Annotated in this window: 11 protein-coding genes; all 11 read right to left on the minus strand. The window is 67.8% G+C overall.

Annotated features, from left to right (window positions below; all coding sequences use genetic code 11):
• On the minus strand, nt 1–1,308 hold a 1,308-nt coding region (locus tag P3W75_RS23800; protein WP_276229777.1), incomplete at its 3' end, for a Rieske 2Fe-2S domain-containing protein.
• A 164-nt stretch (nt 1,309–1,472) separates the two neighbouring features.
• Complete coding sequence (locus P3W75_RS23805) at nt 1,473–2,468, minus strand: AraC family transcriptional regulator (RefSeq protein ID WP_276229778.1); 996 nt, start codon at nt 2,466–2,468, stop codon at nt 1,473–1,475.
• Between the two features lie 270 nt (nt 2,469–2,738).
• The gene (locus P3W75_RS23810) at nt 2,739–3,278 is read right to left on the minus strand and encodes a cupin domain-containing protein (protein ID WP_276229779.1); all 540 of its coding nucleotides are present in this window, start codon (nt 3,276–3,278) and stop codon (nt 2,739–2,741) included.
• Nucleotides 3,279–3,288: 10 nt separating this feature from the next.
• Nucleotides 3,289–4,398: an alcohol dehydrogenase catalytic domain-containing protein gene (locus P3W75_RS23815; RefSeq protein ID WP_276229780.1), complete on the minus strand. Its 1,110-nt coding sequence runs from the start codon at nt 4,396–4,398 to the stop codon at nt 3,289–3,291.
• A 58-nt stretch (nt 4,399–4,456) separates the two neighbouring features.
• Nucleotides 4,457–5,719, minus strand: coding sequence for a DUF1329 domain-containing protein (locus P3W75_RS23820; RefSeq protein ID WP_276229781.1), 1,263 nt, complete (start codon nt 5,717–5,719; stop codon nt 4,457–4,459).
• A gap of 21 nt (nt 5,720–5,740) precedes the next feature.
• On the minus strand, nt 5,741–7,339 hold the full coding sequence (locus P3W75_RS23825; RefSeq protein ID WP_276229782.1) for a DUF1302 family protein: 1,599 nt from the start codon (nt 7,337–7,339) through the stop codon (nt 5,741–5,743).
• Between the two features lie 62 nt (nt 7,340–7,401).
• Nucleotides 7,402–9,774: an efflux RND transporter permease subunit gene (locus P3W75_RS23830; protein ID WP_276229783.1), complete on the minus strand. Its 2,373-nt coding sequence runs from the start codon at nt 9,772–9,774 to the stop codon at nt 7,402–7,404.
• A gap of 34 nt (nt 9,775–9,808) precedes the next feature.
• A complete protein-coding gene (locus tag P3W75_RS23835) occupies nt 9,809–10,864 on the minus strand; it encodes a WD40/YVTN/BNR-like repeat-containing protein (protein WP_276229784.1) in 1,056 nt (351 codons plus the stop codon).
• A gap of 121 nt (nt 10,865–10,985) precedes the next feature.
• A complete protein-coding gene (locus P3W75_RS23840; protein ID WP_276229785.1) occupies nt 10,986–11,435 on the minus strand; it encodes a GlcG/HbpS family heme-binding protein in 450 nt (149 codons plus the stop codon).
• Between the two features lie 226 nt (nt 11,436–11,661).
• Entirely contained in the window at nt 11,662–12,672 is a 1,011-nt protein-coding gene (gene mhpE, locus P3W75_RS23845) for a 4-hydroxy-2-oxovalerate aldolase (RefSeq protein WP_276229786.1), read from the minus strand.
• Nucleotides 12,669–13,601 carry an acetaldehyde dehydrogenase (acetylating) gene (locus P3W75_RS23850; RefSeq protein WP_276229787.1) on the minus strand — a complete coding sequence of 311 codons (933 nt, stop codon included), beginning with the start codon at nt 13,599–13,601 and terminating at the stop codon, nt 12,669–12,671. Before P3W75_RS23850 ends, mhpE begins: the two co-directional genes overlap by 4 nt.
• Nucleotides 13,602–13,608 lie beyond the last annotated feature (7 nt).

Genomic DNA, 13,608 nt, shown 5'->3' on the forward strand with positions numbered 1-13,608 from the left:
GTAGCCGGGGCGGCGGCCGTCGGCGCTGTCCTTGAAGCGCAGCGAGGTGTCCTTGCGCGCGCCGGCCACGCCGCGGCCGGGCTTGGCGATGCCACGGTTCCAGCGCGAGGCGACCTTGCGCCAGGTGATCGGCGAGATATCGGTGGCGACCATCTGTTCGTTGTCCCAGCCGGTGCCGTCGGCGTAGAAGTTCTGCATCGCTTCGCGGGCGTAGATGTCGCAATCGTTGAAGCCGTGCAGGGCCAGCGGCTTGTACACGCGCTCGTAGCGGTACTTGTGCTGTTCCAGCTCCTCGGGGGTGTTGCAGACGCGCACGATGACTTCCCAGTATTCGTGGGTGTCGTCGGTGATCGGCACGAACCATTCGAGCTGGGTCATGTGCTCGCCCGGCCAGTTCTCCACCGCCACCAGGCCCGGCAGGGTGATCGAGGTGCGATAGGGCCGGCCGTTGATGCCGGGCACCTTCAGGCCGAGTTCCTTGTTCTCCAGCACCGGCTTCCACTTGTCGGTGCTCAGCCACTGCAGCATGCCCTTGGGCCCGCCCTCCTCCTCCAGCACCGCGATGCAGTCGTCCTGCGGCAGCAGGCCCAGCGGCAGCACCCACTCCATGGCGTGGATGATGGTGTTGTCCTGGTGCAGCAGCAGGTGGGCGTTGTCGATGCCGTTCTCGCAGGCGATCCGCCAGTCGGTGTAACCGGTGCGGTGGATGCCCATGCCCACGGCGTTCTCGTCGAGCAGGCTGGGCACCGCCGGCCACAGCGGGTGCGGGTAGCGCTCGCTGCTCTCGGGGTAGCGCAGCGGCAGGTCGTGGGCCAGCGGCGGCACGTCGCTGTCGGGGAAGTCGTCCTCGCGGACGAACACGAAGATCAGCCCGGCCACCTCGTGGATCGGGTAGGTGGTGATGCCGGTGGTGCCGATCAGCTTGTCGTCGGGGTTGGCGACGATGGTCACCAGGTTGCCGCTTTCCAGGTCGAAGGTGAAACCGTGGTACCAGCAGGAGATGGTGCTCTTGTTGAAGCACATCGGCTTCTCGGACAGCCGCACGCCACGGTGCAGGCACTGGTCCTTGAGCGCATGGACCTTGCCGTTGACCCGGCGCAGCACGATGGGCACGCCGCAGATCTGGATGCCCTTCACCTCGTCCTCGGGCAGCTCGTCGCTGAACAGCGCCGGGTACCAGTGGTTGATGAAGCCCCAGTTGGCGTCGCGGTAGGGTTGGTACTGGCTCTGGGTCTTGCTGTTGTTCAGGCGTGCATCGCTGATTGCGGCGCTGTCCACGCGCCGGCGCGTAATGGGCTGATCGGACATGGGCTCTCCCTCCTGGCTGTCGAACCACACCCCGCCGAATGCGGAGCGGTTGCGTTCGATGCTAGAAAGGCGCCCCGTGGCGGGCGCTCCCATGGCCGAAGGGTTATCCCGCCAGTGCAGGAATATCGAAGGGGTGGACGTCCCTGTCCGCTGATACGTGACGCTCAGCGCATGAGGGTTTCCGAGGGGCTCTCGCCGAAGCGACGCTTGTAGTCGGTGGTGAAGTGGCCGAGGTGGCTGAAGCCCCAGCGGAAGGCGATGGCGGTCACGGTGCCGCTGGACGGCTGGGCCTGGCGCAGTTCCTCGTGCACGCGGCGCAGGCGGACTTCCTTCAGGTAGTGCATGGGCGAGGTGTTGCGGTAGCGGCGGAAGCCGGTGAACAGCGAACGGCTGCTGACCCCGGCCTGCTCGGCCAGGTCGCCGATGGTGATCGGCTCCTCGGCGTGCTCCTCGATGTAGCGCTCCACGCGCTTGACGAAGGCCGGGGCCACCGAGTGGCCGTCGTCCTCGCACAGCTCGGCGCTGTAGTTGTGCGGCTGGCAGGTCAGCAGCATGCCGACCAGGGTCTGTTCCAGCTGCGCGCGCAACAGCGGCGGCACTTCCTCGTTGACCGAGAGGCAGTCGTACATCCAGCCGACCATGTGCATCCAGCGCCGGCCCTGGGCGGTGTCCAGGGGCATTTCCGGGGTGAACTCGATGTCTTTGCGCAGGGTGCGCCCCAGGTGTTGCTGGCACAGGTGGCGGATCAGCTCGCGGTCGACGCGGATGATCAGCTTCTCGGTGTTCTCGCTGTGGTGGATCAGCGTGCGCATGTGCGCGTTGAGCACCACGCCCTGGCGCGGCGTGCAGCGCACCCGGTGGTGGTCGCTCTCGATCAGTTCCTGGCCACGGATGGGCATCTGGATCAGGGCGAACTCCTCCATCACCCCGGCGTCGATCACCGCGTCGGCGCCATAGCCCATGCGGCCGATGCCGACCCCGCCGAGGCGGCGGTAGAAGATGCGCGCGTTGAAGCGCTGGTCACGGCTGTAGATTCGGTTGTCGCAGAAGATCCGCTTGCCCCACAGGCAAGCCTCCTCGAGGCTCGGCGTCTGGCAAAGCTCGTAGTCGGACAGCACGCTGTCCGCCGGTGTAGCGTTCGAAAAAACCAGGTTTTCCATGTAGCTCCTCTCCTCTAGTTCTTCTTCATGGAGTAGGCAGTAGGCTCAGTTCCGTCCGGCGCGCCGGCGGATCACGGTTGTTCTAGTTGCTACGCAAGGCTTGGACTGTTTCCGTTTCTCCCATTCAGGCGTCGTGGGTCCGGCCCGCACGCTCGGGCCGGATCGCTCTGCGCCGGGTGTGTGCCCACCCGGCGCGCTGTAACCCTTGCGGGCAATCAATGGAACGAAGCAACTTGCGTGCCTCCGCGCCTGCCGGCCGACGGAAGGCTTTCATGCGCCGCCGCGCACCGCGCCGGTGAGCACGAACAGCAGGCGCGCCGGCTGCTCGCCGCGGTTGCGCCAAGCATGGCGGGTGCCGCCCTGCACCACGATGTCGCCCTGGCGCAGTTGCACCTGCTGGCCGTGATCCAGTTCGAGCCAGATCTCGCCATCCAGCACCACGCCGTAGTCGATGCTGTCGGTGCGGTGGAAACCGTCGGCCTCGAAGCGCTCGCCCAGGCCAGGCAGGCGCTCGACCAGTTCATGGGCCGCCGCCGCGCCGTCGACTTCGGCGGCCAGGGTGCTGCTCTGCGCCGGGAAGGTCACCAGCAGCGCGCAGCTGCCGCCGGGTTCGGGCAGCACCGAGCCCGGCGCGCAATCGCCGATCCGCCCGTCCGGACCGACGCTGGCGCCGGCGTGGGTACGCCAGACCAGCGCGGCGGAGAAGCCGGGGGAATGCTCGAAGGGCTCGGTGCCGGGCAAGGCGCCCTCGCTGACCAGCAGCGTCCGCCCGAGGGCGTCATGCCCGGTGACCACGCGTGTGCTCGGCATGCTGGTCTCCTCAGCCGTGGACGATGTGGAAGTTGCTGAAGCCGTCGCCCTGGGTCTGGATGTCTTCCAGCGCCTCGTTGAGGCGTTCCAGCGGGTAGGCGCGCGATTGCAGCAGCGACAGGTCGACCAGCCCGCCGCCGAGCAGCCGCGCCAGTTCCTCGCCCTCGCCCACGCTGAACCACAGCGAGCCGATGTACTGCAGCTGCGCGCACATGAACGGGTGCGGATCGATGGGAATCGGCCCGGCCACGCCGCCGACCTGGACGATGCGCCCGCCACGGGTGACCGCCTGCATCGAGTCCACCGAAAGCTGCGCCGGGGCCTTGGCGCCGAGGGTGTCGATCATCGCGTCGACGCCGCCGGGCTGGGCCGCGAGAATCTGCTCGCGCAGGTCGCCGGCGCCGATGTGGATCGGCACCACGCGGGCCGGGTCGACCTGGCGGAGTCTCTCCAGCGCCTTTTCGTCGCGCGCCGCGACCAGCACGCGGGTGGCGCCGAAGGCCAGGGCGAGCAGCGCCGCGCCGACCCCGAGGATGCCCGAGGCGCCCAGCACCAGCAGGCTCTGCCCCGGCCCCAGGGCGGCCTTCTTCAGCCCGGCGTAGGCGGTGCCCAGGTAGCCCAGGCGCGCGGCGTGGGCGAAGGACAGGTTGTCGGGCAGGCGCACGAGGTTGTTCGCCGGCGCCGCCAGGTACTCGCCGTAGCCGGCGTAGGGGTACTGGCGGAACAGCTCGCTGGAGCCGGCGCCGAAACCGAAGTAACCCATGAAGGTGTAGGCGTCGCAGCGCGCCACTTCGCCCTGGCGGCAGAAGCGGCACTGGCCGCAGCCCAGGCCCGGGTTGACGTAGACCCGGTCGCCGGGGACGAAGCCGCGCACCGCCTCGCCCACCGCGGCGACGGTGCCGGCGGCGTCGAGGCCGAAGATCGCCGGCAGCTGCGGCAGCGGCAGGAACGGGTACCACTCGGGGAAGTGCCGGGTGACGTTGAGCAGGTTGGGAATCACCCCGCAGGTGGCCACCTTGACCAGCACGTCGTGCGGGCCGGGCTGCGGCAGCGCCACCTGGTCGAAGCTGAACCTGCCGCCGATGGCGTGCAGGCGGGCAGCGGTCATGGTCGACATCATCTGTATTCCTGGTGCGCGCCCCGTGGCCGGGGCGCGTGGTGGATGGGAAAGCCGGCGATCAGCGGCCGGCGGACTGCAGGGTCTGCAGCGAGAAGTCGCTGGGCTTGGCGGCGAAGTTGGTGCGCCAGGAGGCGGTGTCGATCAGCGACACCGTGGCGTGGTTGCGCTGGAAGTCGATGTTGGCGGTGCCGGCGGTGCGGATGTCGCCGTCGGCCGGGTTCGGGTAGGAGTGCAGCTCCATGAACTTCCAGAACTCGCCCTTGCGGTCGTACATCTCCACGTAGTGGATGCGCGGGTACTGGGTTTCGACGTAGAGCACCTTCTTGCTGTACGGGTGGGTCGGCGGGGTGATCGCCTCGATCACGTAGACCTCGCGCGGCTCGAAGTCATCGTTGTTCATGTTCCAGAACGGCGCCTGGGCTTCCAGGCCCGGGTACTTCTCGGCGGTGTTCTTCCCGGCGGTGTTCCACAGGCCCTGGCGGCTGTGGGCCACGGCCAGCACCCAGCGCTTGCCGACCATCTTGTACTCGGGGTACCAGCAGGGCCGCGCGTTGAAGCCGTCGAGGTCGTCCTGCAGCTGGTCGGAGGAGCCGATCGGGTCCATCCAGGCGCCACCGGAAAGCCGGCGCACGCGGCGCACCGCCGGCAGGTAGGCCCAGACGTCGTTGACCTTGTCCGAGTCGTACATGACGGTGTAGGTGCCCAGGCCCTTCATGTCCGAGGGCGACTTGAAGTACAGCAGCTGGCGCCCGCGCTCGACGCCGTCGCCCTCCACCGCGTCGCCGTTGAGGCGGCCCTTCATGGTGTAGCGGGTGAACTCGGCCACGGGTTCGGCGTGGATGCCGGACTTGCCGTCGATCAGCACCTGGGTGTACTGCGGCACCCGCGACACGTCGCCGACCAGCTGGCCGAGGTGCCAGTTCCAGATGACCTTCTCGGCCGCCTGCGGGTCCTTCATGTCGATGTTCGGGAAGGGCTCGCCGGCGGCCCAGCCGTTGACCTTGCAGCTGCCCTTGTCGATCGAGGTCTTGCCGGCGTTGGCCGCCGAGGCCTTGACCCATTTCGGGTCCAGCTCGACCGCCTTGGAGTGCACCAGCGGCAGCTTCCAGCCGTTGTTGCGGATGCGCCATTCCATCTTCTCGGTGAGCATGTCGGCGATCTTGTGGCCCTCGAAGGTGTCGTTCTTCACCTGGTCGAGGTTGGCCGCGGAAATCACCGTGCCGGGGGCCACCTCGGCGGCGGCGGCGAAGCCGGGCACGGCGGCGGCGGAGAACAGACCAGCCACCAGGGCCTGGCGCGAAACGAAGCGGGATAGGTTCATGGAACTCTCCTGGGGTGAGGGTCAGAACTGGTAGGTCAGGCTGGTGTAGAACTGGTCGCGGTTGTGGAAGTAGCCGAACAGCGTGGTGCTGTCGCAGCGGCTCTGGTCGGTGCACTGCGAGGGGTCGCGCGAGGCGTCGTCCCAGAAGGCGTCGTATTCCACCTTCCAGCGCCACTTGTCGTTCAGCGCGAAGGTCACCGAGGGCACGGCGAAGCCGCCGTCGTTGCTCAGGTCGGCGCCGAGCACCAGGTTCGGGCGGATGCGCCCGTTGTCGTAGCTGAGGTCGAAGATGGTGGTCAGCAGGGTCGAGTGCTCCTTGACCTTGCCGCCCCAGCCCACGCTGTAGAGCAGGCCGTCGTCCTTGTCGAAGTTCTGCACCCATTTGTCGAACAGCTGCACGGAGAAGAACATCGGCTTCTCGGTGCCCAGCAGTTGCTGGGTGGCGGCGATGTTCTTGTCCATGCGCAGCATCGAGGCCAGCACGTCCTTGCGGGTGTAGCCGTCGAAACCGGGGGCGATGTTCTGGCTGAGCAGCGTCGAGGTGGGCAGCTGGATCTGGTACGGCGCGTCCTTGATGTAGGCCAGCTCGGTGCTGAATACCGCGTCGGTCATGTCCGAGTAGCGGCTGGCGGTGAAGCCGAAGATGTTCACGATCGGGTAGATGATCTCACCGGCCAGGCCCTTGGTCTGCGAGGTGCCGTGGGTCTCTGCCCCCGAGGGGGTGTTGGGCAGGCCGAACAGCGCCAGGTTGTCCGAGGCGTTGAGGATCGGCGAGTTGTAGAAGGTGCGCAGGTACGACACGGAGTAGTTGGTGTCGCCCAGCAGGCCGCTCCAGCGGATGCCGCCGGTGGGGTCGCGGTAGTCGCCCTCGTCGTTCTTGAAGTTGTACGGGTCGATGTTGCGGAAGTCGACGCCGGAGTTGGGCTGGCCGGCCCAGCGCCCGCCGTACACGTCGAGCTCGGTGCCGATGTCCTGCTTGCGGTCCAGGCCCGGGCGGATGAAGGTCTCCAGGCCGCCGTCGAGCTCGGGCACGTCGATGTTCATCTTGGCGATGATGTTGCCCTTGCGCAGTTCCTCCGAGGCCGGTTCGAGGAAGCTGCGCCAGGTGTTGTCGTAGCCGTGGACCAGGTCGTTGGCGACGAAGAAGTCGGTTTCGCCCCAGGCGATCTGCTGCTTGCCGAGGCGGAAGCTGAAGCGCTCGCCGACCGGGAAGTCGACGTACAGCTCGCGCAGGTCCTCCTTGTCGTAGAGGTCCATGATGTCGCCTTCGGCGCCGTGGTTGTAGTTGTTCGCGCCCATCTTCTCCAGGTGCTTGAGGAAGTCGGTCTTGACCTCCCGCGAAGCGCGCACCTTGGCCACCACCAGGACGCGGTCGGTGGGTTTCCAGTCCATGTTCAGGCGCACCGTGCTGCGCGCCATCGACAGCTTGCCGCCGTCGCTGTAGCCGGGGGTGTCCTTCCAGTTCTTGGTGTTCCAGGACAGCTCCTCACGCAGGTAGCCGTCGATCTTGAAGCTGTCGTCGGCCAGCGCCGGGGCGCTGAGCGAAACCAGGGCCAGGGCCGGGAGCATTCCCAGCAGGGCGTGGCGTTGCGGGCCCGATGCCCCTTGCAGGTGGTTCATGGGTGTTCTCCCCGAGGTGGAGGCAGTGAGGGACGAAGGTCTTGTTGTTGTTGTGGATCGCGTCACGACATCTGGGGCCCGGCATGGGCCGTCCCGGCGTAGGCGCGGGACGGCTCGCCGAAGACGAAGCGCGGGCGGAACACGTAGAGCAGCGAAGGCATGACGAAGAGCGCGGAAGTCGCCGAGACGCCCAGCCAGATGGCCATCAGCAGGCCCATCTCGGCCTGGAAGCGCAGCGACGACACCCACCACAGCAAGGTGCTGAGGATCAGCACGCTCGCGGTGACCACCACCCCCATCCCGGCCGAATGCAGGGCCTTGCGGATGGCCTGCTCGGGGGTGCTGCCGATGGCGATCTCTTCCTTGACGCGGTCGGCGATGTAGAAGGCGTAATCCACCCCCAGGCCGATCCCCAGCGCCGCCACCGGCACTGTGTTGATGTTCATGCCGATGCCCTTCCAGGTCATGAAGGCGAAGGTCAGCATGTTGGAAATGATCACCGGCACCATGAACACCATGCCGGCCACGCTGGAGCGGTATACGGCGATGCAGATCACCGCGAGCACCAGCAGCGCCAGGGCGATGGCCTCGATCTGGCTGGAGAGGATGATTTCGTTGACCGCCGCCATCACCCCGATCACCCCGCCGGCGAGCTGCCAGTGGCCTTCGTGCAGCGGGTGCGCGGCGATGAAGTCCTTGATCCGCGCCACGGCGGTGCGGATGGTCTCGCCCTGGCGGTCGCGGAACATCAGGGTCACCGCGCCGTTGGCGTAGTGGGCGTCGGTGAAGCGGTCCATGTCGCCGGGCTCGGACACCGAGTCGAGCATGGCCATCAGGCTGCCGTTGAGGTCGGCGCTGTCGCCCAGCTCCAGGTAGCGCGGGTTGCCCTCGCGCAGGCTGGCGTTGACCTGCGGCAGCACGTCGGCGATGGACTGCGAGCCGCCGATCTCCGGCTGCGCCTCGATGAAGCGCTGGAACAGGCTCATCGACTGCAGCGCCTCGTTGCTCTTCACATAGTTCTGCTGGCCGTCCTGGCCGATCACCACGAACATCCGGTCGACGCCTTCGAAGCGCGCGTTGATCGCCGCGGCGTCGCGGTTGTATTCGGCCTGCGGCCAGAGGATCGGCGAGCCGGGGTTGGCGTCGCCGATCTTCAGGTTCAGCGAGTACAGCCCGGCGGCCAGCACCACCAGCGCGGCGCCGCCGAGCACGAAGTAGCGGCCGCGCGACAGGGTCACCCGCACGCACAGGTCGAGCAGCTTGCGCAGCAGCGGCTGGCAGTCCAGCGGGTGGGCCACGCCGTGCGGGCGGCGGATGTAGGACAGCAGCACGGGGGTGAGGATCACCGCGCTGATGGTCAGGGTGGACACCCACACCACCGACAGCACGGTGAGTTTCTGCAGCATCGGGATCGGGCTCAGCGCCACCACCGCCATGCACGCGGCGTCGGCGATCACCCCGAGCATGCCGGGGCGGAACAGGTCGGCCAGGGCGATGCGCGCGGCGTTGCGCGACAGCTCGGCGCCCGGCGGCAGCAGCGGCAGCTCGTCGTCGAAGCGGTTGACGATCTGCACCGAGTGCGACACCGCCCGCGAGGTGATCAGCATCGCCACCACTATCACCAGCGGCTCGAAGCTGATCCCCAGCAGGTGGCAAATGCCCAGCGCCCAGATCGCGCTGACCAGCCCGGCCAGCAGCGGCAGCACCACGCCACGCCAGGTGCGCAGCAGCACGAAGAGCATGGCCAGGGTCACCGCCAGGGCGTAGAGCACCAAGTGCAGGGTCTCGGGCAGGTAGTGGTTGACCCAGCCGTAGAGGATCGGGTCGCCGACCACCCGCACCTGCACGCCGTCACCCTCGACCTGGGCCAGCAGCGCCTTCACCTGGGTGAAGACCTTGGCGTAGTCGATCTGGCGGTCGTTGAAGTCGACGGTGACCAAGGTCGCCTGCAGGTCCTTGGACACGTAGGGCCCGTAGACCAGCGGGTTGCGCAGCACCGCCTGCTTCAGCTCGGCCAGTTGCTCGGCGCTGCTCGGCACCTCCGGCCACATCAGCGGGCGGCTCTCGATGCCGGCGGTGGAGGCGCGCACTTCCTTGAGCTTCTTCGAGGCCAGGGAGGTGATCTGGTACTGGTTGACCGCCGCCACCTCGCGCAGGCCGAGGGTCACCCGGCGCACCTTGTCGAGCACCTCGGGGCGGAAGATGTCGCCCTGGTCGACCTCGAACATGATGGTGACCATGTTCGAGCCGCCGAAGGTGTCCTTGAACTTCTCGTGGGTGCGCACGTACTCGTGGCGCGAGGGCAGCATGTCCTCGAACACGGTGCGCACCTCGATGTGCAGGGCGGACCAGGCCAGCAGCGTGGTCAGCGCCGCGAGGATGCCCACGACCCAGGTGCGCTGGCGGATACAGAAAGCGGCGATGCGTTCGATCATTTCGGGTTACTCGCAGGTAGGCGTCGGGCGGGTCTCAGGGGTTCAGCGGCGACCAGCGCTGGCCGTCCCAGCGGCCGATGTCGGCGCCGGCCAGCCAGTAGTCGGCGCCATCGGCCAGGGCGCGGGTGTGCCAGGCCATGGCGCGCTCGCCGAGCACGCCGCTGTGCCACTCGCCGGCGCCGGCCGTGGCCCCGCCGCTGGCCCAACGGCCCAGGGCGCCGACCGCGAACCACTGCTGGCGCTGCGGGTTCCACAGCACGTCGAGCAGGTGGTCGTGCATGCCCAGGTCCACCGGTTGCCACTGGCGGCCGCCGTCCTGGCTGGTCAGCAGTACGCCGTCCAGGCCCACCGCCACGCCGTGGCTGGCGTCGCGGAAGCTCACCGCCATCAGCGAACTGGCTACCGGTGCCGGCAGTTCTTCCCAGCTGGCGCCGGCGTCGGCGCTGCGCAGGATGCGGCCGAACTCGCCGACCACCAGCAGGGTGCCGTCGTCGAGGATCGCCACGTCGTTCCAGGCCACGTCCTCTTCGCCGCGCAGGCGCTGCCAGGTGCGGCCGTAGTCATGGCTGGCGAGCAGCGCGCCCATCTCGCCGGTGGCGATCACCAGGCCACCGTGGCCGGCGCGCACGCGGGTGAGCTTGTTGGCGACCTCCGAGCGCGGCACCTGGGCGGCCTTCTGCCAGTGGCCGCCGGCGTCGTCGCTGAACAGGATCAGGTTGCCGTTGCCCACCGCCACCGCGTGGCGCTCGTCGAGCATGGCGATGTCCTGCAGGGTCTCGCGCGCCGGGGTGGCCTGGCGTTGCAGGCTGCCGTCGGCGGCGATGGCGAGGATCTTGCCGTTGGAGCCGCAGGCCAGCACGCCGCCGTCCTGGGTGCGGGCCAGGCCGTAGAGGTGGTCGCGGCGCTCCAGCAGCGGCGGCGCGACACTGGCGCCCACCGGCTGCGGCTTGATGAAGAGACCGGCCCAGAGCAGGCCGGCGATGATCGCCCAGGGCGCGAGCGAGGCCGCCAGGTTGGCCGCGCGCTGCGTCAGGCGCGGCCGGGCGGCGTGCGGCGGGGTGCTGAGGGGAAGGCTGACAGGCTTGTTCATTATTGAGTCCGCACGTTGGTGTCGCCCCGGTGGCCGACGACTGAAGGCAGCTCAACTCTAGGGATGGCGCCCGGTGCCCAGCTATCCCGCCACTGCCGGGCTTATCCCTTGCCTGCAATATTCACCGGCGAGCGCGACCGTCGGCGTCCAGGCGGTCGAGCACCTGCTGCGCGCCGGCCTCGGCGCACACCGCGTCCTGCAGCTCGCTGCCGCCGGAAACCCCGATGGCGCCGACGGTGCAGCCGTCCACCAGCACCGGCACGCCGCCGCCGAAGAGGATCATCCGCGGCCGGCTGGCCAGCCCCTCCAGGACCATCCGCGACATGCCGTTGAGGCGCTCCGCCCAGAGGTTGGTGGGGAAGCCGAAGCAGGCGCTGGTGTAGGCCTTGTCGATGGCGATCTCGCGGGTGTGCGCCGGCACCCCGTCCATGTGCGCCAGGTGGATGAGATGGCCACCGGCGTCGCACACCGCGATGCTGATGCGGATACCCAGCTCCTGGGCCCGCTCCAGCGCGGCCTGGCTGGCTTCCATGGCCAGTTGCAAAGACAGACTCTTGCGATCCAACAGCATGTGGAACTCCTTCTGCGGGAGGTGGGAACGAAAAAAAAGGCCGGCCCACGCAGGGGCCGGCCGGGGAACGAAACGGTTGCGTGGACCGCTTCGAGGAGCAACGTCGGGTACATCGCCACGAGCTGGCACGGCTTTTCGTAGGATCGAGGGGGACGCCTAGTCCTTGCTCGCGAACGGCCCCGCAGCGGGGGTTGGGTTCGCGAGCAAGCTCGCTCCTACAGGGTGCTCATGCGCGGCGGGCGAGCAGGTCCAGGGCCACGTCGACGATCATGTCTTCCTGGCCGCCGACCATGCGGCGTTTGCCCAGCTCGACGAGGATGTCCACGGCCTTGATCCCGTACTTCGCCGAAGCGACCTCTGCGTGACGCAGGAAGCTCGAATAGACGCCGGCGTAGCCCAGGGCCAGGGTTTCGCGGTCGACGCGTACCGGGCGGTCCTGCAGCGGGCGCACCAGGTCATCCGCCGCATCCATCAGCGCGTAGAGGTCGGTGCCGTGGTGCCAGCCGAGCTTGTCGGCGGCGGCGATGAACACTTCCAGCGGCGCGTTGCCGGCGCCGGCGCCCATGCCCGCCAGGCTGGCGTCGATGCGGTTGCAGCCCTCCTCCACCGCGGCGATGGAGTTGGCCACGCCGAGGCTGAGGTTGTGGTGCGCGTGCATGCCGGTTTCGGTTTCGGGCTTCAGGACAGACTTCACCGCGCGGAAGCGTGCGCGGATATCGTCCATGTTCATCGCGCCGCCGGAGTCGACGACGTAGATGCAGGTGGCGCCGTAGCTTTCCATCAGCTTCGCCTGTTGCGCGAGGCCTTCCGGGGTCTGCATATGGCTCATCATCAGAAAGCCCACCGTATCCATGCCGAGTTCGCGGGCGTATTCGATGTGCTGCTTGGAGACGTCGGCTTCGGTGCAGTGGGTCGCCACGCGGACCACCCGAGCGCCGGCGTTATAGGCGGCCTTCAGGTCGTGGATGGTGCCGATGCCGGGCAGCAGCAGGGTGGCGATCTTCGCGTGCTTCACCACGTCGGCGGCGGCTTCGATCCATTCCAGATCGGTGTGCGCGCCGAAGCCGTAGTTGAAGCTGGAACCTTGCAGGCCATCGCCATGCGCCACTTCGATGGAGTCGACCTTGGCCAGGTCGAGGGCGCTGGCAATCGCGCGTACATCCTCCAGCGAATACTGGTGGCGGATGGCGTGCATACCGTCGCGCAGGGTCACGTCGGAGATATAGAGCTTTTTCATGCCGGGGCCCCCATTGCTTGCGCCATGCGCTCGGCGGTGGCCAGCGCGGCGGAGGTCATGATGTCGAGGTTGCCGGCATAGGCCGGCAGGTAATGGGCGGCGCCTTCGACTTCGAGGAAGACGGAAGTCTTCAGCCCGGAGAACTTGCCGTGGCCGGGGATGTTCAGGTCGCGCACTTCGTCGAACTGCACTTTCTGCTTCAGGCGGTAGCCGGGGACGTAGGCCTGCACGGCCGCGGCCATCTCCTCGACGCTCGCTTCGACTTTCGCTGGGTCTACAGACTCGCTGAGCACGTAGACGGTATCCCGCATGATCAGCGGCGGCTCGGCCGGGTTCATGATGATGATCGCCTTGCCCTTCGCCGCGCCGCCGATCACTTCGATGGCCTTGCTGGTGGTCTCGGTGAACTCGTCGATGTTCGCGCGGGTGCCCGGACCAGCCGACTTCGAGGCGATGGAAGCGATGATCTCCGCGTAATGAACCTTGGCCACTCGCGATACCGCCGCCACCATCGGAATCGTGGCCTGCCCACCGCAGGTCACCATATTCACGTTCAGCGCTTGCAGGTGCTGCTCCAGGTTGACCACCGGCACGCAATACGGACCGATTGCGGCCGGGGTCAGGTCGATCACGCGAAGACCGGGCTTGTGGCCCCGCAGGAACGCGTCGTTGTTCACGTGGGCGCCGGCTGAAGTGGCATCGAAGACGAAGTCGATCTCCTTGAAGATCGGCAGGCGGGTCAGGCCCTCCACGCCTTCGTGGGTGGTGGCGACGCCCATTCGTGATGCGCGCGCCAGTCCGTCGGAGGCCGGGTCGATGCCGACCATGGCGGCCATTTCCAGGTGCTGCGCGTTGCGCAGGATCTTGATCATCAGGTCGGTGCCGATGTTGCCGGAACCGATGATGGCGACTTTGCGTTTATGGCTCATGGGGTCT

It is taken from the genome of Pseudomonas citronellolis (assembly GCF_029335315.1).
Lineage (GTDB): Bacteria > Pseudomonadota > Gammaproteobacteria > Pseudomonadales > Pseudomonadaceae > Pseudomonas > Pseudomonas citronellolis_A.